General features: G+C 70.9%; 17 protein-coding genes and 1 pseudogene. 14 read left to right on the top strand and 4 right to left on the bottom strand.

Features of this window, described 5'->3' with window-relative positions; genetic code table 11:
* Nucleotides 1-78: 78 nt before the first annotated feature.
* A pseudogene (locus tag FHT26_RS30185) lies at nt 79-1,662 on the top strand (carboxylesterase/lipase family protein); the annotation flags it as partial.
* A gap of 15 nt (nt 1,663-1,677) precedes the next feature.
* On the opposite strand, the gene FHT26_RS26325 reads toward FHT26_RS30185, so the two are convergent.
* Nucleotides 1,678-3,648 carry a helix-turn-helix domain-containing protein gene (locus FHT26_RS26325; RefSeq protein ID WP_168563059.1) on the bottom strand — a complete coding sequence of 657 codons (1,971 nt, stop codon included), beginning with the start codon at nt 3,646-3,648 and terminating at the stop codon, nt 1,678-1,680.
* 214 nt (nt 3,649-3,862) lie between these two features.
* Here FHT26_RS26325 and FHT26_RS26330 point away from each other — a divergent pair, with 214 nt between their 5' ends.
* The 11 genes from FHT26_RS26330 (at nt 3,863) to FHT26_RS26380 (ending at nt 15,109) form a co-directional block, all read left to right on the top strand.
* Nucleotides 3,863-4,654: an SDR family oxidoreductase gene (locus FHT26_RS26330; protein ID WP_168563060.1), complete on the top strand. Its 792-nt coding sequence runs from the start codon at nt 3,863-3,865 to the stop codon at nt 4,652-4,654.
* A gap of 42 nt (nt 4,655-4,696) precedes the next feature.
* Nucleotides 4,697-5,929 (top strand): branched-chain amino acid ABC transporter substrate-binding protein, encoded by a 1,233-nt coding sequence (locus FHT26_RS26335; RefSeq protein WP_168563061.1) that lies wholly within the window; start codon nt 4,697-4,699, stop codon nt 5,927-5,929.
* Between the two features lie 4 nt (nt 5,930-5,933).
* Nucleotides 5,934-6,887, top strand: a complete 954-nt coding sequence (locus FHT26_RS26340) for a branched-chain amino acid ABC transporter permease (RefSeq protein WP_168563062.1) — start codon at nt 5,934-5,936, stop codon at nt 6,885-6,887.
* A 4-nt stretch (nt 6,888-6,891) separates the two neighbouring features.
* Entirely contained in the window at nt 6,892-8,109 is a 1,218-nt protein-coding gene (locus FHT26_RS26345; RefSeq protein ID WP_168563063.1) for a branched-chain amino acid ABC transporter permease, read from the top strand.
* The gene (locus tag FHT26_RS26350) at nt 8,106-8,876 is read left to right on the top strand and encodes an ABC transporter ATP-binding protein (RefSeq protein WP_168563064.1); all 771 of its coding nucleotides are present in this window, start codon (nt 8,106-8,108) and stop codon (nt 8,874-8,876) included. Before FHT26_RS26345 ends, FHT26_RS26350 begins: the two co-directional genes overlap by 4 nt.
* 61 nt (nt 8,877-8,937) lie before the next feature.
* Nucleotides 8,938-9,660 carry an ATP-binding cassette domain-containing protein gene (locus tag FHT26_RS26355; RefSeq protein WP_168563065.1) on the top strand — a complete coding sequence of 241 codons (723 nt, stop codon included), beginning with the start codon at nt 8,938-8,940 and terminating at the stop codon, nt 9,658-9,660.
* Between the two features lie 23 nt (nt 9,661-9,683).
* Entirely contained in the window at nt 9,684-10,658 is a 975-nt protein-coding gene (kce, locus tag FHT26_RS26360; RefSeq protein WP_168563066.1) for a 3,5-dioxohexanoate:acetyl-CoA acetone transferase, read from the top strand.
* Complete coding sequence (locus tag FHT26_RS26365) at nt 10,655-11,551, top strand: SDR family NAD(P)-dependent oxidoreductase (RefSeq protein WP_168563067.1); 897 nt, start codon at nt 10,655-10,657, stop codon at nt 11,549-11,551. Before kce ends, FHT26_RS26365 begins: the two co-directional genes overlap by 4 nt.
* Before the next feature lie 74 nt (nt 11,552-11,625).
* A complete protein-coding gene (locus tag FHT26_RS26370; RefSeq protein ID WP_168563068.1) occupies nt 11,626-13,149 on the top strand; it encodes an FAD-dependent monooxygenase in 1,524 nt (507 codons plus the stop codon).
* A 140-nt stretch (nt 13,150-13,289) separates the two neighbouring features.
* Entirely contained in the window at nt 13,290-14,222 is a 933-nt protein-coding gene (locus FHT26_RS26375) for a PEP-CTERM sorting domain-containing protein (protein ID WP_168563069.1), read from the top strand.
* Nucleotides 14,219-15,109, top strand: a complete 891-nt coding sequence (locus tag FHT26_RS26380; RefSeq protein ID WP_168563070.1) for a PEP-CTERM sorting domain-containing protein — start codon at nt 14,219-14,221, stop codon at nt 15,107-15,109. The genes FHT26_RS26375 and FHT26_RS26380 overlap by 4 nt, the downstream gene beginning before the upstream one ends.
* Here FHT26_RS26380 and FHT26_RS26385 read toward each other — a convergent pair.
* Entirely contained in the window at nt 15,095-15,943 is an 849-nt protein-coding gene (locus FHT26_RS26385) for an alpha/beta fold hydrolase (RefSeq protein WP_168563071.1), read from the bottom strand. The two genes, FHT26_RS26380 and FHT26_RS26385, sit on opposite strands and share 15 nt — an antisense overlap.
* 49 nt (nt 15,944-15,992) lie before the next feature.
* Entirely contained in the window at nt 15,993-17,879 is a 1,887-nt protein-coding gene (locus tag FHT26_RS26390; protein ID WP_168563072.1) for a sigma-54-dependent Fis family transcriptional regulator, read from the bottom strand.
* Nucleotides 17,880-18,139: 260 nt separating this feature from the next.
* Between FHT26_RS26390 and adh the strand changes: the two genes are divergently transcribed.
* Nucleotides 18,140-19,660 carry an aldehyde dehydrogenase gene (gene adh, locus FHT26_RS26395; RefSeq protein ID WP_168563073.1) on the top strand — a complete coding sequence of 507 codons (1,521 nt, stop codon included), beginning with the start codon at nt 18,140-18,142 and terminating at the stop codon, nt 19,658-19,660.
* 14 nt (nt 19,661-19,674) lie between these two features.
* Nucleotides 19,675-20,049 carry a DUF779 domain-containing protein gene (locus FHT26_RS26400; protein ID WP_246868116.1) on the top strand — a complete coding sequence of 125 codons (375 nt, stop codon included), beginning with the start codon at nt 19,675-19,677 and terminating at the stop codon, nt 20,047-20,049.
* Here FHT26_RS26400 and FHT26_RS26405 read toward each other — a convergent pair.
* Complete coding sequence (locus FHT26_RS26405) at nt 20,018-21,157, bottom strand: FAD-dependent oxidoreductase (RefSeq protein WP_168563074.1); 1,140 nt, start codon at nt 21,155-21,157, stop codon at nt 20,018-20,020. The two genes, FHT26_RS26400 and FHT26_RS26405, sit on opposite strands and share 32 nt — an antisense overlap.
* Nucleotides 21,158-21,184: the final 27 nt, after the last annotated feature.

The raw sequence follows: 21,184 nt of genomic DNA on the forward strand, positions 1-21,184 counted from the left end.
CGCGAAGCCGCATCGCCGACGCAGCGCAGCACATCGCTCGGCGACGTGATCGGCACCGACCATTCGGCCACCAGCGGCACCTACGCGTGGAAGGGCATTCCGTATGCGAAGCCGCCGGTCGGCGAACTGCGCTGGAAGGCGCCGGCCGATCTCGACGCCTGGACCTCGCCGAAGGCCACGCAGCAGTTCGGCAACGCCTGCGCGTCGTTCGGCCGCCTCTACGGCCCGGGCTCGAACAACAGGTACGACGCGACCATCGGCACCACCCTCGGCCAGCCGGTCGGGTCCGAAGACTGCCTCTACCTGAACATCTGGCGCCCGACCTCCGGTGCGACGAACCTGCCGGTGATCGTGTTCGTGCACGGCGGCAGCAACGTCACCGGCTACACCGCCGACCCGGTCTACGACGGCGCGGCGCTGGCCCGCACCGCCAACGCGGTGGTCGTCACGGTGAACTACCGCCTCGGCCTGTTCGGCTTCATCAACCTGGCGCAACTGAAGACCGGCGACGCGCTCGACGACTCCGGCAACTTCGCGCTGCTCGACATCGTGCAGGCGCTGAAGTTCGTCAACCGCAACGTCGCGGCCTTCGGCGGCAACCCGGGCAACGTCACGCTGATGGGCCAGTCGGCGGGCGCGGTCAACGTCTATGCGCTGATGACCTCGCCGCTCGTCGTGCAGGCGAATCCGGCGCTGGTGCACCGCGTGCTGCCGATCAGCGGCGGCATCTCGCGGGCCAGCGAGCTGCCGGCCGGCAGCGTCGCGACGCTGGCGTCGCCGACGGACTTCCGCAACCAGGCCGAATTCCTGGTCGCGAACCTGGTGCTGGCCGACGGCCTCGCCGCCGACCTCACGGCGGCCTACGGCTACGTCGCGTCGCGCACGCCGGAGCAGGTCGCGACCTACCTGCGGGGCAAGAGCGCCGCCGCCATCATCGACACGGTGACCGGCAAGCTCGCACCGGTGGGCGCCTCGGGCTCCGGGCCGATCGCCGACGGCAACGTGCTGCCGGCCAGCCCGATCGCGGCGATCCAGGCCGGCCAGTACCTGAAGGTGCCGGTGCTCGCCGGCAACACGCGCGACGAAGGCAAGCTGTTCCCGACGCTGCTGCCGCTGGCCGGCGGCACCGGAAGCGGGCGCCTGCTCGACGACGCCACCGTGTTCTCGATCGCGTTCAACTACCAGCCGAACGGCCCGGCGACGACGACGCTTGCGCAATGGATCCCGCCGTCGTACCTGCCGGTGGATGCGCCGGTCACCGGCTTCACCGCGCGCGCCGACCAGTTGAACAGGATCTTCTTCCTGAACAGCCGCGACAACGTGCTGGCCGCGCTGCAGTCGCAGCAGAACCCGATCTGGTACTACCGCTTCGACTGGGACGAGATGCCGGCCCCGTTCAACGAGATCTACGGTGCCGCGCATGCGTTCGACCTGCCGTTCGCGTTCGGCAACTTCGGGCCGTCGCTGTATGCCAACTTCACGAACACCACCGCCAACGCGCCGGGCCGGCTGGCGCTGTCGGACGCGATGATGCGCAGCATCGGCGCTTTCGCGCGCAACGGCGATCCGAACAACACCGCGCTGGGCATGGCCTGGCCGCAGTGGCCGGCGACGCTGGTGTTCGACGCCTCGCCGGCCGCGAAGCAGATCAGCGTGCAATGACGGGCGGGGGCGCCCTCAGGCCGAGGGCGCGCTCAGGTGCCACAGCCGCAGCGCGATGTGGATCTCCAGTGCGCGCGAGGCCTGGCCCCAGTGCCCGAGCAGCGTCTCGATGGTGGCCAGGCGCTGCCGCACCGTGTTGACGTGGATGCCCAGCCGCTGCGCGGTGGTCTTCGCGTTCTGGTTGTGGTCGAAGTAGCACAGCAGGGTCGGCGCCAGTTCGGCGTTGCGCTTGCGGTCCAGCGAGATCAGCGGGCCGATGGTGGCCTGCAGGAAGCTGTCGAGGCTGGACTGGTCGTGGGTCTCGAACAGTGTCGAGTACAGCGCCAGTTCGTTCTGGTTGACGATCTGGCCCTGCACGCCGATGCGCCGCAGCACCGGCAGCGCGCGGCCCAGCGTCGCGTACAGCGCCGGGATCTCGGCCGGCCCGCCGATCGGGCGCGACAGCACGCCGCGGTGCGCGGCGCGAAGCTCGCCGCGCGCCCACGCCGAGACGGCTTGCCGCGCGTCGAGCGCGCCGGTGGCGCCGCACAGGATCACCAGCGTGCCGTCGAGGTCGTCGACCAGCGCATTGGCCAGCGGCCGCGTCGTCCTGAAGCGCCGCGCGGCATACGCGGCGCTCGGGCCGTCCACCTCCACCAGCATCAGCGCCAGCGGGCGCGACAGGTCCACGCCGTGGTGGTCGGCGCGGCCCATCAGCTCGCTCAGCTCGCCCTGGCGCGGCCACACCAGCGAGCGCAGCAGGTCCGACGCGTCATGGCTCTTCGACGCCTCGAGGCGCTGGCGCGACAACAGCACCACGCCGATCACGCTGGCGCTGCGCTCGAAGGTGCGGATTGCGATCTCTTCCAGCGTACCGCCGTGGAACAGCAGCGCAGCGCCGAGGAGGTCGTCGCCGCCGATCACCGGCATCACGCGGCAGGATTCGTCGTCCTGCTGCCAGGCCAGCACCGAGCGCCCGGTCTCGCGGCTCTGGCGCAGCGCGCGCGCCACCTCGGCGCTGCGCGGGCCGTGCGGCGCGTGGCCTGAAGCGCCGGGGCCCGCATACCCCGGCGCCGCGGCCGCGCTGACCGCCTGCGAGGCCTCGTCCAGCACCAGCACGCTGCCGCCCAGCAGGCGCGCGACCGATTCGCACAGCGTCGACAGCGACGCGCCGCGCGCCAGCAGCGAGGTCAGCTGCTCGTGCGCGTCGGTCGCGGCCTGGATGCTGCGCACATGCCGCTCCAGCTCGGCGCGGGCCTGGTCCGCATCGCGCAGCGCCGCGTTGGCGCGCTCGAAATCGCGGGCATTCTTCAGCGCCACCGCGCCGTGCGTGGCCAGCGTGCACAGGATCGCGATGCTCTGCGCGGTGTGCAGCCGGTGGTAGCGGTCGGCGACGAACAACAGCCCGGTCACCTCGCCGTCCCAGACCAGCGGCACGCCCACCAGCGCGGCGATGCCTTCGTCCTGGAACGCGGCGTCGAGTGCGGCGTCGTGCTCGAAGCGCGCATCGTGCAGGTAGTCGGGCGTCATGAAGGGCAGGCGCGTCGACATCACGACGCTGGCCACGCCGCGGTCGTGCCGCGCCACCATGCCGGAGGTGGCCTGCTGCATCGCGCCGTCGGCGGCCAGCACGTGGAACTCGCCGCGGTCGGTGTCGTAGATCGACAGCCACGCGATGTCGGAGCCCAGCAGGTTGCGCGCCCGTTGCACCAGCGCGGCCAGCAGGCTCTGCAGGTCGAGCCGGCTCGACAGGGCCTGCGCCGAGTCGATCACCGCCAGCATGCCGCGCTCGCGCTGCTGCTGCAGTTCGAGCCGGTTGCGGATCGCCATTGCCATGCGCACCGTCTCGGCCAGCATGGACTTGGCCGCGATGTCGTCCGGCAGCGCCTCGACCTCGGCCAGGCGGCGTGCGAAATCGTCGGCCGGCGCGCCCTGGTGGAGCAGGTGGATCAGCTCCGCGACCCGCTGGCCGGCGCCGTCAACGAAGGGCGGGGCAACGCTCCTCATGGCTTGTCTCCTGGGTACTGCATGTGCGCGGTGGTCGGCGTCTGTGTGCCCACAGGCTACCAGAGGGGCGTGCGCCGAAGCGGGGCGGCCGGGGGCCGCGAAAGACACTGAATCCGGCCGCCGGGTGTGCGCGCCGCACATAGGCCGCGGGCCGCATCGCCGGGAGACTGCCGCCATTCACGCACGGAGCGCACAGAGCGCACAGAGGACCTGCATGCCCCTTCTCGATTCGCTTCGACCCGCGCCGAACCTGCGCGTCCTGGTGACGGCCGGCGCCAACGGCATCGGTGCCGCCATCGCGCGGGCCTTCCACGAGGCGGGGGCGCGGGTGCATGTCTGCGACATCGACCGCAGCGCGCTGGACCGCCTGTCGACCGAGCTGCCGGGCGTCACCGGCAGCATGGCCGATGCGTCGGTGCCGGCCGACGTGGACCTGGTGTTCGACGACGTGCGGGGCGCGTTCGGCGGGCTCGACGTGCTGGTCAACAACGCCGGCATCGCCGGCCCGACCGGACCGGTCGAAGACATCGACGGCGCCGGCTGGGAGCGAACCCTGGCGGTCAACCTGAACAGCCAGTACTACTTCGCGCGGCGCGCGGTGCCGATGCTGAAGCGTTCGTCGGCCGGGCCGTGCCTGATCTCGATGGGCTCGGTGGCGGGCCGACTGGGCTACCCCTACCGCACGCCGTATGCCGCGAGCAAATGGGCCATCGTCGGCCTGACCAAGTCGCTGGCGATCGAGCTCGGCCCGCACGACATCCGCGTCAACGCGATCCTGCCCGGCACCGTCGAGGGCGAGCGCATGAGCGGCGTGATCGCGGCGCGGGCGGCCGCGGTCGGCATCGGCGTCGACGAGATGCGCCAGCAGTACCTGAACAAGATCTCGCTGCGCCGCATGGTGAGCGCCGACGACGTCGCCGCGCTCGCACTGTTCCTGTGTTCGCCGGCCGCCCGCAACCTGACCGGTCAGGCCATCAGCATCGACGGCAACGTCGAGTACCTCTAGACCCCGAATTCCCGTCGACAAAAGAACCCAAGGAGACAAGAGATGACCGTTGTTCGATTCGCTATTCCGATGTTCGCGCTGCTGGCCGGCGCCGCGCAGGCCGCCCCGGTCAAGATCGGCGTGCTGGAGACGCTGTCCGGCCCGCAGGCCTCCACCGGCCAGGCCTACCGCGCCGCGGTGCGCTACGCGGTCGACAAGCTGAATGCGGCCGGCGGCTGGAACGGCCAGCCGGTGCAGCTGCTGGAGTACGACAACCAGGGCGGCCCGGCCGGCGCGTCCGACAAGCTGAAGGCCGCGGCCGCCGACGGCGTGCAGATCGTCGTGCAGGGCGGCTCGTCGGCGATCGGCGGCCAGATCACCGAAGACGTGCGCAAGCACAACCTGCGCAACCCGGGCAAGGAGATCGTCTACATCAACGTCGGCGCCGAGGCGCTGGAGCTGACCGGCGAGAAGTGCAACTTCCACCACTTCCGCTTCGCCGGCAACGCGCAGGTGCGCACCAAGGCGCTGGTGCAGGCGATGAAGCAGGGGCAGGCGCTGGGCACCAAGGTCTATGCGATCAACCAGAACTACTCGTGGGGCCAGGACATGGAGCGCGCCATCGTCGACAACGCTGGTGCCGGCGGGTACCAGGTCGTCGAGAAGACGCTGCACGACGTCAACAAGATCCAGGACTTCGCGCCCTACGTCGCGAAGATCGGCGCGTCGGGCGCCGACACGGTGATCACCGGCAACTGGTCGAACGACCTGCTGCTGATGATGAAGGCGTCGAAGGCGGCCGGGCTCAAGGTGCGCTTCGGCACGGTGTACCTCGACCAGGTGGGCAACATCGCGAATGCCGGCGAGCAGGCGGTCGGCCACTTCGTCGTGCAGGCCTTCAACGCCGAGGCCGCCGGCGCGGACGGCGACCGCTTCATGGCCGACTACAAGGCGAAGAGCGGCCACTGGCCGGTCGCGACCGAGCCGCAGACGGTGTTCGGGCTGGAGATGGTGGCCGACGCGCTGAAGCGCACGAAGCCGGTGAACGACGCGCTCGACGTCAACGCGCTCGCTCGCGCGCTCGAGACCACGCGGCTGAAGACGCCGATGGGCGAGGCCAGCATGCGCGCCGCCGACCACCAGGTGCTGCTGCCGCTGGTGGTGTCGGTGGTGGCGAAGGACGCGAAGTACAAGGCCGACGACACGGAGCTGGGCTTCAAGCCGGTGAAGGTCTTCACTGCCGAGCAGGCCGCGGTGCCGGCGCAGGCCGCCTGCAAGATGCAGCGCCCCGGCTGAGGCGATGGGATCCGCGGTGGACACCCTCGTCTTTTCATTGTTGAACGGCACGGTCTACGGCCTGCTGCTGTTCATGGTCTCGGCCGGGCTGACGCTGGTGTTCGGGATGATGGGCGTGCTGAACTTCGCCCACGCCTCGTTCTACATGCTCGGCGCGTATTTCGCGTACACGCTGCAGGGCCTCGTCGGCTTCGGCCCGGCGGTGGTGGCGGCCACGCTGTTGTCGGGCGCGGTCGGCTTGGTGGTCGAGCGCTGTTTCCTGCGGCGCGTGCACCACCACGGCCATGCGCACGAACTGCTGCTGACCTTCGGGCTGTCGTTCATCATCGCCGAGGCGATCAAGCTGTTCTTCGGCAACCACCCGGTGGACTACCGCATTCCGCCGGCGCTCGACGTCGCCGCGTTCACGCTCGGCCGCCAGCAGTACCCGGCCTACCGCGTGCTGATGGCGGCGGTGGCGCTGGCGATGTTCGGCGTCCTGTGGCTGCTGCTGACGCGCACGCGCATCGGCATCGTCGTGCGGGCGGCGATCCACAAGCCGCGCATGGCGCAGGCGTTGGGCCACAACGTGCAGCTGGTGTTCATGGGCGTGTTCGGTGTCGGCGCGGCGCTGGCCGGGCTGGCCGGTGCGATCGCCGGCGCCTTCTACACCACCAACCCGAACATGGCGCTCGAAGTGGGCGTGATGGCCTTCGTCGTCGTGGTCGTCGGCGGGCTCGGCTCGCTCGGCGGCGCGATGCTGGCATCGCTGCTGATCGGCATCGTCACCTCGCTGGCGGTCGGCGTGGACCGCAGCCTCGCCGACCTGCTGGCCGTCGTCGGCGCCGGCGCGTGGGCCGAAGGCATCGGCGGCTTGCTGACGCTGAAGCTGTCGAGCCTCGCCGCGACGCTGCCGTTCGCATTGATGCTGCTGATCCTGCTGGTCCGGCCGAGCGGGCTGATGGGCGAGAAGGCCTGACGCGATGCGCACGACCTTCTCCCTCCTCGCGGCCGGCATCGCGCTGCTGGCGGCACTGCCGGCGCTGCTGCCCGCCGGGCTGCTGATCGCGTCGATCCAGATGCTCGTCGCCGCGCTGTTCGCCAGCGCCTACGGCATGCTGAGCGGCCGCGCCGGCATGCTGTCGTTCGGGCACGCCGCCTACTTCGGCATCGGCGCGTTCGCGACGGTGCATGCGATGAATGCGCTCGGCGGCACCGGGCTGCTGCCGACGCCGCTGATGCCGCTGGTCGGCGCCGCGGCCGGCCTGGCCGTCGGCATCGTCGCCGGCTGGTTCGCGACGCAGCGCAGCGGCACCAGCTTCGCGATGATCACGCTGGCCATCGCCGAGCTGCTGCACGCGCTGGCGCCGCAGCTGAAGGGCCTGTTCGGTGGCGAGTCCGGCCTGTCGACGATGCGGGCGCCGGCCTGGGGCCTCGGCTTCGGCTCGACGGTGCAGGTCTACTACCTGACCCTCGCGTGGGTGCTGCTGTGCCTCGGGCTGCTGTACTTCCACAGCCGCACGCCGGCCGGCCGCCTGATGCTGGCGCTGCGCGAGAACGGGCATCGGCTGCGCTTCCTCGGCTACGACGTGCACGGCCTGGGGGTGTCGGCCTTCGCGATCTCGGCGATGTTCTCCGGCGTGGCCGGCGCGCTGCAGGCGCTCGGCAACGAGGCCGCGAACTACGCGGTGTTCGATGCCGGCGTGTCGGCCGGCGTGGTGCTGAACAGCACCATCGGCGGGGTCGGCAGCTTCCTCGGCCCGGCACTCGGCGCCGCGCTGATGACCTTCTTCGGCTACGCGGCATCCGATGCGACGCAATCGTGGCTGCTGTACCAGGGCGTGCTGTTCGTGCTGGTGATGATGTTCGCGCCAGCGGGCCTGGCCGGGCTGGTCGCCGCGGGCGCGCGCCTGGTCGAGCGGCGCGGCTGGCGGACGGCGGCATCGGTCGCGCTGCTGGCGGCCGGCGCGACCGTGCTGCTGGGGGCGGGCGGCGTGTTCATCGTCGAGATGCTGCAGCGGCTGTGCTCGCAGGACTACCGCGCGCTGGCGCAAGCGGCCGCGGAGCTGCCGGCGGTCCGCCTGCTGGAGCGGCCCTGGTCGCCGACGGCGCTGTCGACGTGGATGCTGCCGGCGGGACTGCTCGCGTGCGGCACGGTGCTGGCCGTCGTCGCACGGCGCCGCGTCGGGAGCGCGACATGACGAACGACCGCACCGTCATCCCGATCCTCAGTCTTCGCGGCCTGCGCAAATCCTTCGGCGCGGCCGAGATCATCCGCGGCGTCGACCTCGACCTGCGCGCCGGCGAACGCCACGCGCTGATCGGACCGAACGGCGCCGGCAAGTCGACACTGTTCCACCTGATCTCCGGCAACCTGCGGCCGAGTGCCGGCGAGATCGTGCTCGGCGGACAGTCCATCGGCGGCTGGTCGCCGGAGCGCGTGAACCGCCACGGGCTGGCCCGCTCGTTCCAGATCACCAACATCTTCCCGAAGCTGAGCGTGTTCGAGAACGTGCGCATCGCGGTGATGCAGCGCCACCGGCTGCAGTACAACGCCTGGCGCCGCATCGAGCGCATCGGCGCCCTTCGCGAAGAGACCGAGCGGCTGCTCGAACAGGTGCGCCTGCAGCACCAGGCCGCGACGCTCGGCGGCGAGATGACCTACTCGGCGCAGCGCTCGCTCGAACTCGCGATGACGCTGGCCTCGAACCCGCAGGTGGTGCTGCTCGACGAGCCGATGGCCGGCATGTCGAGCGAGGAGACGCAGTACACCGCCGAGCTGATCCGCGAGGTGACGGCCGGCCGCACGCTGCTGCTGGTGGAGCACGACATGGACGTGGTGTTCTCGCTCGGCGAGCGCGTCAGCGTGCTGGTCTACGGCCAGGTCATCGCGACCGGCACGCCGGACGAGATCCGCCGCCACGACGGCGTGCGCGAAGCCTACCTGGGCGAGGAGCACGCCGCATGAGACACCCTGTGTCAACCCCCCACCGTTTGAAGCAGAGCCCTGGCAGCACGAAGGTCCTCCAGTGAGCGGAGCCATCCAACCCTTGCTGCACGTGGACGGCCTGCATGCGCACTACGGCAAGAGCCACGTGCTGCGCGGCGTGACGCTGCAGGTCGGCCGCGGCGAGGTGGTCAGCCTGCTGGGCCGCAACGGCTCGGGCCGCTCGACGACGCTGAAGGCGATGATGGGCCTGGTGCCGCCGAGCGCCGGCCGGGTCGAACTCGGCGGCCGCGCGCTGGCCGGTGCGCCGCCGCATGCCATCTGCCGCGCGGGGCTGGCCTACGTGCCGGAAGAACGCGAGGTGTTCGCCAACCTCACCGTCGACGAGAACCTGCGCATGGGCCAGCAGCCGCCGGTGGCCGGCGCGGTGCGCTGGAGCATCCCGCAGATGTTCGACTGGTTCCCGCGCCTGAAGGAACGCCGCGGCACCAAGGCCGGCAGCCTGTCGGGTGGCGAACAGCAGATGCTGACGATCTGCCGCTCGCTGCTCGGCAATCCGCTCGCGATCCTGATCGACGAGCCGACCGAAGGCCTGGCGCCGAAGATCGTCGCGCAGGTCGCCGAGTGCATCCAGGACATGCGGCGGCAGGGCGTCTCGGTCGTGCTGGTGGAGCAGAAGCTCGCGATCGCGCTGAAGGTCTCGACCCGCGTGTGCGTGATGGGCCACGGCCACATCGTCTTCGAAGGCAGCCCGGCGCAACTGCTGGCCGACCGCGAGATGCAGCAGCAGTGGCTCGCGGTCTGACTCAACCCACCCCAGGAGATCCCGTGGCAATCCCCCCAGACAAGGTCATCATCAGCTGCGCCGTGACCGGCTCGGTGCACACGCCGACGATGTCGCCGCACCTGCCGCTGACGCCGGACCAGATCGCCGAGCAGGCGATCGAGGCGGCCGAGGCCGGCGCGGCCGTCCTGCACCTGCATGCGCGCGACCCGCGCGATGGCCGGCCGACGCCGGACCCGGCGGTGTTCGACCAGTTCGTGCCGCGCATCCGCGCCGCGACCGATGCGGTGATCAACATCACCACCGGCGGCAGCACGCGCATGACGCTGCAGGAGCGCCTGGCCTACCCGTTGCAGGCCCGGCCGGAGATGTGCTCGCTGAACATGGGCTCGATGAACTTCTCGATCCACCCGATGGCGCGCAAATACAGCGAGTGGCGCCACGACTGGGAGAAGCCGCACGTCGAGGGCATGGAGGACCTGATCTTCCGCAACACCTTCGCCGACATCAAGCACATCCTGAAGGTGCTGGGGCAGGACGCCGGAACACGCTTCGAGTTCGAGTGCTACGACGTCGGCCACCTCTACACGCTGGCGCACTTCGTCGACGAAGGGCTGGTCGACGGGCCGCTGTTCATCCAATGCATCTTCGGCATCCTCGGCGGCGTGGGGGCCGACCCGGAGAACCTGTTCACGATGCGCGCGACGGCCGACCGGCTGTTCGGCCGCAAGCACTACCGCTTCTCGGTGCTGGGCGCCGGCCGCCACCAGATGCCGTTGCTGACGATGGCCGCGGTGATGGGCGGCAACGTGCGCGTCGGCCTCGAAGACAGCCTGTACCTGGAGCGCGGCCGGTTGGCGCGCTCGTGCGCCGAGCAGGTGCGCAAGATCCGCCGGATTCTCGAAGAGCTGTCGCTCGACGTCGCGACGCCGGCCGAGGTGCGCACGATGCTGGCGCTGAAGGGCAGCGACGCCACGTCGATCCGATTCACCCGCAACCAACCCCGAAGGGACCCATGAAGAAGCGTTTGCAAGACAAGGTGGCCATCGTGACCGGCGCCGGCGGCGGGCTCGGGCGCACCCATGCGCTGGAGCTGGCACGCCATGGCGCGCGGGTGGTCGTCAACGACCTCGCGGGGCGCGACGACGGTGCCGCGGCCCAGGCGGTGGCCGACGAGATCCGGCGGCGCGGCGGCGAGGCGCTGGTCCAGCTCGGCGACGTGACGCAGCCCGCCGACATGCAGGCGATGGCCGACGCCGCGGTGGCCCGGTGGGGGCGCATCGACATCCTGGTGAACAACGCCGGCATCCTGCGCGACAAGAGCTTCGCGAAGATGTCGCTCGACGACTTCAGGCTGGTGCTGGACGTGCACCTGATGGGCGCCGTCAATGCCACCAAGGCGGTGTGGGCGCAGATGCAGGCGCAGCGCTACGGCCGCATCGTGATGACGACCTCGTCGAGCGGCCTGTACGGCAACTTCGGCCAGTCGAACTACGGCGCCGCGAAGATGGCGCTGGTGGGATTGATGCAGACGCTGGCGCTGGAAGGCGCGAAGTACGGCGTGCAGGTCAATTGCCTCGCGCCGACCGCCGCGACGGCGATGACCGAAGGCGTGCTGCCGCCGGACGCGCTGGTCCGGCTGACCGCCGAGCGCGTCAGCCCGGCGCTGCTCGCGCTGGTGGGCGACGAGGCGCCGTCGCGCATGATCCTGCTGGCAGGGGCCGGCAGCTTCGAGAGCGCGAACATCACGATGACGCAGGGCGTGTACCTGGACGATGCGCACGACGTGGCCGAGCGGCTGTGCGAGCGGCTGGACGAAGTCACCGCGCGCGCCGACGAGATCGTGCCGGCGTCGGGCTGGGAGCAGTACCGGCTGGAGCTGGCGAAGGCGGTGGCCGTCGTCCAGCAGTGATCGCAGCGCACCGGTCGACGTTGCCGCGGGCAGCGCGGGCACAATCCCGGCTCCGTGGATGGAGCGCGCGAACGATGACCGAGCATGCGGTGGTGATCGCCGGCGGCGGCCCGACCGGGCTGATGCTGGCAGGCGAGCTGGCGCTGGCCGGCGTGGACGTCGTCGTCGTCGAGCGCCGGCCCGACCAGCAACTCTCCGGCGCGCGTGCGCTGGGCATCTCCGCGCGCACGATCGAAGTCCTCGACCAGCGCGGCATCGCGGACCGGTTCCTCGCGGCGGGGCAGGTCGCGCAGCTGACCGGCTTCGCCGTCACCCGGCTGGACATCAGCGACTTCCCGACCCGCCACCCCTATGGGCTGGCGCTGCGCCAGAAGCACATCGAGCGCCTGCTCGCCGACTGGGTCGCAGAGCTCGAGGTGCCGATCCTTTACGGCTGCGACATCACCGGGTTCGTGCAGCACGACGCCGCGGTCGACGTCGCGCTGGCCGACGGCCGGTCGCTGCGGGCGCAGTATCTCGTCGGATGCGACGGCGGGCGCAGCCTGGTGCGCAAGACCGCCGGCATCGACTTCCCCGGCTGGGATGCGACCACCAGCAACCTCCTCGCGGAAGTCGAGATGACGGAAACGCCGCCGTACGGTGTGCACCGGTCGCCGGCGGGCACGTACGCCTTCGGCCGCTCGGAGTACGAGCTCAAGGATGGCGAGATCCACTACAAGGAGGTCGGCCCGATCGGGGTCATGGTCACCGAAGCGGACGCGAATGCCCGCACCGAGCCGACGCTGCGCGACCTGAAGGAACGGCTCGTCGCGGCATGCGGCACCGACTACGGCGTGCACAGCCCGACCTGGATTTCCAGGTTCACCGACATGACGCGGCAGGCCGCGGCCTATCGCAGCGCGCGCGTGCTGCTCGCCGGCGACGCCGCGCACATCCACTCGCCGATCGGCGGGCTGGGCCTCAACACCGGCCTGCAGGATGCGGTGAACCTCGGCTGGAAGCTGGCGCAGGTGGTCCGGGGCACGTCGCCGGACAGCCTGCTCGACACCTACCACGCCGAGCGCCACCCGGTGGGCGCGCGCGTGCTCCGGGCCACGATGGCGCAGGTGGCGCTGCACCGCGAGGACGCCCGCTCGCTGGCAGCGCGCGCGATCGTCGGCGAGCTCCTCGCGATGGACGAGCCGCGCCGGCGGATCGCCGCGGAGATGTCCGGCCTGGACATCCGCTACGACCTCGGCAGCGGCCACCCGCTGCTCGGGCGCCGCATGCCCGACCTCGAGCTGGTCGCCGCGGCCGGCCCGCGGCGGGTCTTCACGCTGCTGCACGGGGCCCGGCCCGTGTTGCTCAACCTCGGCGAGCCGGGTCGTTTCGACATCGCTGCGTGGGCCGGGCGGGTGCAACGGGTCGACGCGACCTGCGCCGGACCGTGGGAGCTTCCGGTCCTCGGGCGCGTCGCGGCGCCAGGTGCGGTGTTGATCCGGCCCGACGGCCATGTGGCCTGGGTTGGCGATGCCGCCAGCGACGCCGCCAGCGACGGGCTCGCCGGCGCGCTGACCACCTGGTTCGGGCCGCCTTCGCCACCGCCGTTGAATTTCTGACCTGCCCGCCGCGCGGCGTCGAGGCCCCGCCACGGTAGGTTTTCCCGGGGTGGCCATCAGGGCCACGGCTTGCGCCGCGCCGGTCTTTTCGCCTTCAATCGAGCTTCGATCCACCACCGGGAGAGGCGATGAAACAGGCGATGAAGACAGCGACGATGTCGGCCCTGCTGCTGTCGGCCGGCATGGCCGCCACGGCACAGGCCCACGAGACCTCCGCCGACTTCCGGCTCGATCCGGTGGTCGGCCTGTCGAGCAGCGGGAGTCCGGCGCCGGGCAGCGTCGGCGAGTGGCTGACGCCCAATGCCTACACCGGCTACACGACCGTCTACTACACCTGGGCCGATGGCAGCAAATCGACCAACCAGGACAGCTACACCGCGGCCGGGCTGCCGCTCGCGACGAGGAGCGGCGACCCCTTCGGCCCGCGGCGCGACCAGACCATGCCGGCGCTGGCCGCCGATTCGCCGTCGGCCCACTCGCTGGTCGAACCGGGCCACATGCTGGCCGGCGTGACGCGAGAGCACCCGTGGGACGAGTCCAACGCCAGCGTCACGTGGGAGCGCACGTTCTCGCTGCTGCCCAACACGTCCATCACCTTCTCGGGCACCGCGACCCTCGACGCCGACCAGGCGACCACGAAGAAAACCACCTTCGAGGCCAAGCCCAACCTGAACCCGCAGTACGCGAACCGCGGCGTGCTGTCGTTCCGCAGCTCGCTCGAAGACGGGTGGTCGATCAACGGCATCAGCTTCATCGCCCGCATCATGAATTTCGACCCGCGGCTGCCGGCCGGATCGCCGTCGCTCGGGCGCGTCGGTTCGGTGGACGACTTCGCGTACAGCAGCGACGAGCAGGGCCACCTGTCGCTGACCCTCTTCAACCATTCCAACGAGCTGATGTTCACCAGCCTGTCGATCGGGGTGTTCGCGGTGGCGCCGTTCATCTCGCCGATTCCCGAGCCGGCCGCCTGGTCGGCGATGCTGCTGGGACTGGGCGTGCTGGGCTGGCGCCGCAGGGCTTCGGCCGCCGCGCACAACGCTTCGATCGCCACCGTCGCCGGAGGTGCCGCATGAAGACCCGCCTCTTGCTCATCGTGCTGGCCGCCGTCGGGCTGGCCGGCGCGGCCCAGGCCCAGAACGTCGCCGCCGACTTCCAGCTCGACCCGATCACCGGGCTGTCCATCGACAGCAGTTCGCCGGCCGGCACCGTCGGGCACTGGATCACGCCGAACCGCTTCTCCGGGTCGGCGACCGCCATCCACTACTGGGCCGACCAGTCGACCTCCTTCCGCGAGAACTCGTTCTCGTCGGGCGCCCTCGTCGGCAGCGTCGTCGGCACCCAGCCGTTCGGCAACTACAGCCGGGGCGTGGATCCGGTGGCCGCCGACGCACCGTCGGCCCATGTGGCGGTGGAGCCCGGGCACCTGCATGCCGACGTGTCGCGCCAGAAGAATTCTGACTGGGCCGAGGCGTCTGTCAATTGGCAACGGGCCTTCACGCTCAACCCGAACAGCTCGATCACGCTGTCCGGACTGCTGACGCTCGACTCGTCGGTACCACTCGCGCCGACGGTGAACTACAGCACCTCGCCGAACCCGCTGGACACCATCGCGAACTCGGCCTGGCTCACGTTTCGCGACAACGCGAGCCTGGGCTGGATCAACGGCATCGGCATCATCGCGAACATCCTGAACCAGGACCCGAGGGACTTCCACGCGCCTTTCCTCGGCCGCGCGCCGGGGCCGGACGACTTCGCGTACAGCACCGATCCGGACGGACATCTTTCGCTGACGATCTTCAACCGATCCAACCAGTCGATGTTCGGCAGCTTCGAGGTGTCGCTGCTGGCGTCGGCGATCGAGGTGCCCGGCATCCCCGAACCGAGCACCTGGCTGGCGATGCTGGTCGGCCTGGCCGTGCTGGGGTGGCGCAGCCGGTCGACGGCCTCAGGCGTGCGGTGACGGCGCGAAACGCATCAGCGCATCGATGAACGCCCGCGGCGCTTCGAGCGGCGCGAGCTCGCCGCAATCGGCCAGCACCGCGGCCGTGAGTTCGCGCACGCCGGCCCGGCGCAGGCCGGGCAGGTAGTCGTCGGGCGAGCGGCCGTCGGCGTCGCCGCGCAGGTAGAGCAGCGGCGTCTCGATGGCCTTCGGGCGTGCGTTGTGCTTCGCATCGGCGGCGAGCGCGCGGTACCAGTCGAAACCGGCCTTCAACGCTTCGGGGCGCGCATAGGCCGCGGCGAAGCGCTCGCGGTACGCGTCGGTCACCGCGCTGGCGTGGCCGGCCAGCAGGTCGGAGAAGTAATCGAAGTAGGGCCGCTGCCGTCCCTGCACCATCGTTTCGGGCAGCTCGGGAATCGCGTGGAAGGCGAAGTGCCAGATGCGCGGATCGGCCAGCAGCTTTTCCCACGGGTCGAGCCCGGGGACGACGGTGTTCGTGACGACCGCGCCGCGGATGCGCCGGCCGTGGTCGCGCGCCGCGGCGAACGCGATCATGCCGCCGACGTCGATGCCGGCGACGACGATGTCGCGCGCACCCGCGCGCTCGGCGGCGGCGAGCAGCACGTCGGCGAGCACCGTCTTCTCGGCCGAGCCCGGCGCACCGCGCGACTCGCCGATCGCGGGCAGGTCGGGCGCGAGCACGAAGAAGCGCTCGGCCAGCGCATCGATCACCGGCTCGTACAACGCGTGCGAGTGGGGCCAGCCGTGCAGCAGCAACAGCGCCGGACGGCTCGCGATGCCGGCCAGTCGCATTGCGATCTCGACGCCGTGGTCCGCGAGTTCGATCTTTTCCATCGTCTCCTCCGGAGCTTGCCCCGGCTCGGGGCAATCCGCATGCCCGGTCTCAGGGCTGGCGCGGTGGTGAACGCTGCGCCAGGTGCCGGTACACCGTGCTGCGGTGGACGCCCAGGCGCCTGGCCGCCGCCGCGACGCTGCCGCCGCAGGCCGACAGCGTCTGGTCGATGGTGTTCTCGACGACGTCCGACAGTGCGGGTTCCACCTCGATCTGGACGACGCGGTGCGGGAGTTCCTGCGTCGATGCGGCCGCCGACAGGAAGCGCTCCGGCAGCTGGGCCACGCCGATGGTGTCGCCGTCATCGGCCAGTGCGACCACGCCGCGCAGCACGCTGTTGAGCTCCCGGATGTTGCCGGCCCATGCCTGCGCATCCAGCAGGTCCAGGGCCTCGCGGTCCAGCGCCAGGTGCCTGGTCCGCGCCAGGGCGTCGAAGAGGCGCTCGATGAGTGCGCGGCGATCGTGTCGATCGCGCAATGCCGGCACTGCGACGCGGTAGCCGTCGACGCGGTAGAGCAGGTCGGCCCGGAAGCTGCCCGCCGCACTCATCTGCTGCAGGTCGCGGTGGGTCGCGCAGACCAGGTCGAAATCGACGCGCTGGCCCGGGCCGCCGCCGAGCGGCATCACGATGCGCTCTTCGAGGACCCGCAGCAGCCGGGTCTGCAGCAGCAGCGGCATGTCGCCGATCTCGTCGAGGAACAGCACGCCGCCCGATGCCTCGCGGATGCGCCCCGGCATGCCGCGGCGGCGCGCGCCGGTGAAGGCGCCGGCTTCGTAGCCGAACAGTTCGGCCTCGATCAGGCTCTCCGGAAGCGCCGCGCAGTTGACCGCGACGAACGGCCCCTTGCTGCGCCGCGAGGCCTGGTGGAGCGCGCGCGCAAACACCTCCTTGCCGCTGCCGGTCTCGCCGGTGACGAGCACCGGCAGGCCGTCGTCGAGCACCTTGCAGGCGCGCGCCAGCAGCGGTGCGGTGTCGTCCGCCACGCGCGGCCGCTCGGCGCCCGACGCGGCCGGCGGGCGACCCGGTGCGTACCGGATGCCCGCGCGGGCGCTGCGCTCCACCGTGGCCGCCATCTGCCGCCCACCGGGCAGCGTCAGCAGGCCCGCGCGGCCTTCGAGCTGCGGCCAGCGCCGGCCGATCAGCGCGTCGACCGAGCGGTCGATCAGCCCATCCCATGCGGCACCGAGCAGCCCGAGCGCGACGCGGTTGGCCGCGACGATCCGGCCGTCGTCGATGACGACCAGCCCCTCGCGCGCCGTACCGAGCAGGCCGGGCCGGGGATGGAAGCGCAGCAGGTGGCCGCGCGCCTGTGCCAGCATCAGCCGGTGCTCGACCTGCTGCGTCGCCATGCGGACCAGGCCGAGGGCGTGGTCGTTGACCTGCGCGGCATCGCCGGAAATGTCGATGACGCCGGCGATCTCGCCGCGGCCGGTGAAGATCGGCGAGGCCGCGCAACCGATCGCGCCGTTCTGCGGCAGGAAGTGCTCGCCGCCCAGCACCATCAGCGACTGGCGCTCCAGCAGCGCGGTGCCGATGGCGTTGGTGCCGCGGCTCGTCTCCGACCAGTCGACGCCGGGCGCGAGCGCGATGCGCTGGGCCTTCGGCAGGAACTCGGGGCTGCCGATCTCTTCGAGGATCAGCCCCGCGGCGTCGGTCAGGATCACGATGCAGCCGGTGCCAAGCGCCTGCTCGGCCAGCCCGTCGAGCTCGGGCTGGGCGCAGGCCAGCACCTGCATCGCCTGCTCGCGGCGCTCGCGCAGTTGCGGCAGCACCAGCGGTTGCGGCTCGGCACCGGCGGGGCCGACGTCCTGGCAGCGCCGCCACGAGCGCGAGATGTGCGGCGCCAGGCCTTCGTCGCCCGACAGCGCCTGTCCCTGCATGAAGAACCGGTCGCGGGCGTGCTCGACCCGCAACGCAAGCGCCTGCGCTTCTTTCATGCCTGTCTCCGTGTAGGGTGGGCGTGTCGCAGCACGCGACATGTCGCGCGACATCGTCGCACGGATGTGTCGCAGATCGCGAAACCCGACCTGCGCGTCCGGTTGTGGACGCGGCGGCGGCGACTGCGCCACCGCGGCTGCCACCCCCGGTGCGGCGGCGGGTTCGGGTAAGCACCGAGCCGATCGGGTACGTGCGTTGCAAGCCATGCGCTGCGGCACTGCAGTGGGCGGTGCCGACCCCCCAAGATCGGAGACGCAAGATGGACAAGCTCGACCCTGGCAAATTCGGCACCCCGGTGGCCTTCAAGAAGCGCTACGGCAACTACATCGGCGGCGAGTGGACGGCACCGTCCGGCCGGCAGTACTTCGAGAACATCACGCCGGTGACCGGCCAGGCGTTCTGCGAGATCCCGCGCTCGACCGCCGAAGACATCGAGCGCGCGCTGGACGCCGCGCACAAGGCCAAGGCGGCCTGGGGCAAGACCTCGACGACGGAGCGCGCCAACCTGCTGAACAAGATCGCCGACCGCATGGAGGCCAACCTGCCGATGCTGGCCGCGGCCGAGACCTGGGACAACGGCAAACCGATCCGCGAGACCACCGCGGCCGACCTGCCGCTCGCGATCGATCACTTCCGCTATTTCGCGTCGGCGATCCGCGCGCAGGAAGGCGGCATCAGCCAGATCGACAACGACACGGTGGCGTACCACTTCCACGAGCCGATCGGCGTGGTCGGCCAGATCATCCCGTGGAACTTCCCGATCCTGATGGCAGTGTGGAAGCTGGCGCCCGCGCTGGCGGCCGGCAACTGCGTGGTGCTGAAGCCGGCCGAGCAGACGCCGGTCTCGATGCTGGTGCTGCTGGAGACGGTGGCCGACCTGCTGCCGGCCGGCGTGCTGAACGTCGTCAACGGCTTCGGGCTGGAGGCGGGCAAGCCGCTCGCGTCGAGCAACCGCATCGGCAAGATCGCGTTCACCGGCGAGACCACCACCGGCCGGCTGATCTCGCAGTACGCGAGCCAGAACCTGATCCCGGTGACGCTGGAGCTGGGCGGCAAGTCGCCCAACGTGTTCTTCGCCGACGTGATGGAGAAGGACGATGCCTTCTTCGACAAGGCGCTCGAAGGCTTCGCGATGTTCGCGCTGAACCAGGGCGAGGTCTGCACCTGCCCGTCGCGCGCGCTGGTGCAGGACTCGATCTACGACCGCTTCATGGAGCGCGCGGTGAAGCGCGTGGCCGCGATCAAGCAGGGCAGCCCGCTCGACCCGTCGACGATGATCGGCGCGCAGGCGTCGAGCGAGCAGCTGGAGAAGATCCTCTCGTACCTCGACATCGGCCGGCAGGAAGGCGCCAAGGTGCTGATCGGCGGCGAGCGCAACATGCTGCCCGGTCCGCTGGAAGGCGGCTACTACGTGAAGCCGACCATCTTCGAAGGCCACAACAAGATGCGCATCTTCCAGGAGGAAATCTTCGGGCCGGTGGTGTCGGTCACGCGCTTCAAGGACGAGGAAGAGGCGCTGTCGATTGCCAACGACACGCTGTACGGGCTGGGCGCCGGCGTCTGGAGCCGCGACATGAACACCGCCTTCCGCATGGGACGCGGCATCCAGGCCGGGCGGGTGTGGACCAACTGCTACCACCATTACCCGGCGCATGCGGCCTTCGGCGGCTACAAGCAATCGGGCATCGGTCGCGAGAACCACAAGATGATGCTCGACCACTACCAGCAGACCAAGAACCTGCTGGTGAACTACAGCGAGCACAAGCTCGGCTTCTTCTGAGCGGGAAGCCCGAGATGGACACCGGGATGCAGCACGAGGTCTTGCGCGTGACCGCCACCGAGGCGGCGCTCGCGCTGATCGAGCGGCTGCGGGTCAAGCACGGCCCGCTGATGTTCCACCAGTCGGGCGGTTGCTGCGATGGCAGCGCGCCGATGTGCTACCCGCAAGGGGAGTTCATCGTCGGTGACTACGACCGCCTGCTGGGGCACATCGGCGGCATGCCCTTCTACATCAGCGGGCCGCAGTTCGAGTACTGGCAGCACACGCAGCTGATCATCGACGTGGTGCCCGGGCGCGGCGGCATGTTCTCGGTCGAGGGGCCGGAGGGCGTGCGCTTCCTGACCCGCTCGCGCCTCTTCACCGACGAGGAGTGGGCGCGACTGCGCTGAGGAGCTCGACCAGGCCGGCGGGGGCGCGCTCGCCGAGGCACAGGTCGAGCGTGATGCGCGCCTCGGCGGCCGCCGAGGCGCTGCGCGGGAACAGCGCGGCTTCGTACGCGGCGAGGGCGGCCTCGATGCGGCCGGGGTGCGCGGCGATCGCCAGGCCGAGCTCGGCGCCGTCGAACATCGCCAGGTTCGCGCCGTCGCCGGACGGCGCCATCAGGTGCCCGGCGTCGCCGAGCAGCGTCACGCCGGGCACGCGCGGCCAGCGGTGCCCGTCCGGCAGCGCGTGGATCCGGCGCGGCACCGGCGCGGTCTCGCCGCCGGTGATCAACGCGGTGAGTTCGGGCGCCCAGCCATCGAACTCGGCCGCGATGCGGGCGGTCGCGGTGGCGGCGTCGCCGAAGTCGATGCCGGCGATCCAATCGGCGCTGCACTGCAGCGCGGCGTAGGTGTGCAGCACGCCGCCCGCCTCGCGGTGCGCGATGATCCCCCGGCCCGGAACGAGCGCATACATCGCGCCGCCACCGACCGCGCGGGCGGCGGCGGGGTGCCGGGTGTCGGCGTCCTGCAGCCAGGTCTCGACGAAGGTCACGCCGACGTACTCGGGCCGGGCGTCCGACAGCAGCGGGCGCACCTTCGACCAGGCGCCGTCGGCGCCGACCAGCAGGTCGGTGACCACGGTCGCGCCGTCGTCGAAGCGCAGCTGGTGCCGGCCATCGCCGAGCGGCGAGACGGCGGCGAGTTTCCTGCCCCACCGGACCGTGCCGGCGGGCAACGAGTCGAGCAGGATGCGGCGCAGGTCGCCGCGCAGCACCTCGGGGCGCTGGCCGCTGCCGTCGTCGGGGGCGTCGAGCAGCACCGCGCCCTGCGGGTCGAGCACGCGCGCTGCCTCGCCGCCCGGGTGGATGATCGCGCGGAACTCGGCCATCAGGCCGGCCGCTTCGAGCGCGCGCTGGCCGTCGTGCGCGTGGATGTCGAGCTGGCCGCCCTGCGTGCGCGCCTCGGCCGAGGGCTCTGCTTCGCAGACCGTGGCATGGATGCCGTGGACGTGCAGCACGCGTGCGAGGGTGAGGCCGCCGAGGCCGGCACCGATGATCGTGACGGAGGTCGTCATCGCTTTTTCCTTTGAGAATCAATTGGA

The sequence above is a fragment of the Rhizobacter sp. SG703 genome (assembly GCF_012275445.1).
Lineage (GTDB): Bacteria > Pseudomonadota > Gammaproteobacteria > Burkholderiales > Burkholderiaceae_C > Rhizobacter.

Bases quoted from the DNA above. Each gene is read 5' to 3' on its own strand.
- FHT26_RS26380 (WP_168563070.1), top strand. From the start codon at position 14,219: ATGAAGACCCGCCTCTTGCTCATCGTGCTGGCCGCCGTCGGGCTGGCC.
- FHT26_RS26390 (WP_168563072.1), bottom strand. From the start codon at position 17,879: ATGAAAGAAGCGCAGGCGCTTGCGTTGCGGGTCGAGCACGCCCGCGAC.
- adh (WP_168563073.1), top strand. From the start codon at position 18,140: ATGGACAAGCTCGACCCTGGCAAATTCGGCACCCCGGTGGCCTTCAAG.
- FHT26_RS26335 (WP_168563061.1), top strand. From the start codon at position 4,697: ATGACCGTTGTTCGATTCGCTATTCCGATGTTCGCGCTGCTGGCCGGC.
- FHT26_RS26330 (WP_168563060.1), top strand. From the start codon at position 3,863: ATGCCCCTTCTCGATTCGCTTCGACCCGCGCCGAACCTGCGCGTCCTG.
- FHT26_RS26370 (WP_168563068.1), top strand. From the start codon at position 11,626: ATGACCGAGCATGCGGTGGTGATCGCCGGCGGCGGCCCGACCGGGCTG.
- FHT26_RS26400 (WP_246868116.1), top strand. From the start codon at position 19,675: ATGGACACCGGGATGCAGCACGAGGTCTTGCGCGTGACCGCCACCGAG.
- FHT26_RS26365 (WP_168563067.1), top strand. From the start codon at position 10,655: ATGAAGAAGCGTTTGCAAGACAAGGTGGCCATCGTGACCGGCGCCGGC.
- FHT26_RS26345 (WP_168563063.1), top strand. From the start codon at position 6,892: ATGCGCACGACCTTCTCCCTCCTCGCGGCCGGCATCGCGCTGCTGGCG.
- FHT26_RS26340 (WP_168563062.1), top strand. From the start codon at position 5,934: ATGGGATCCGCGGTGGACACCCTCGTCTTTTCATTGTTGAACGGCACG.
- FHT26_RS26405 (WP_168563074.1), bottom strand. From the start codon at position 21,157: ATGACGACCTCCGTCACGATCATCGGTGCCGGCCTCGGCGGCCTCACC.
- FHT26_RS26375 (WP_168563069.1), top strand. From the start codon at position 13,290: ATGAAGACAGCGACGATGTCGGCCCTGCTGCTGTCGGCCGGCATGGCC.
- FHT26_RS26325 (WP_168563059.1), bottom strand. From the start codon at position 3,648: ATGAGGAGCGTTGCCCCGCCCTTCGTTGACGGCGCCGGCCAGCGGGTC.
- FHT26_RS26385 (WP_168563071.1), bottom strand. From the start codon at position 15,943: ATGGAAAAGATCGAACTCGCGGACCACGGCGTCGAGATCGCAATGCGA.
- FHT26_RS26350 (WP_168563064.1), top strand. From the start codon at position 8,106: ATGACGAACGACCGCACCGTCATCCCGATCCTCAGTCTTCGCGGCCTG.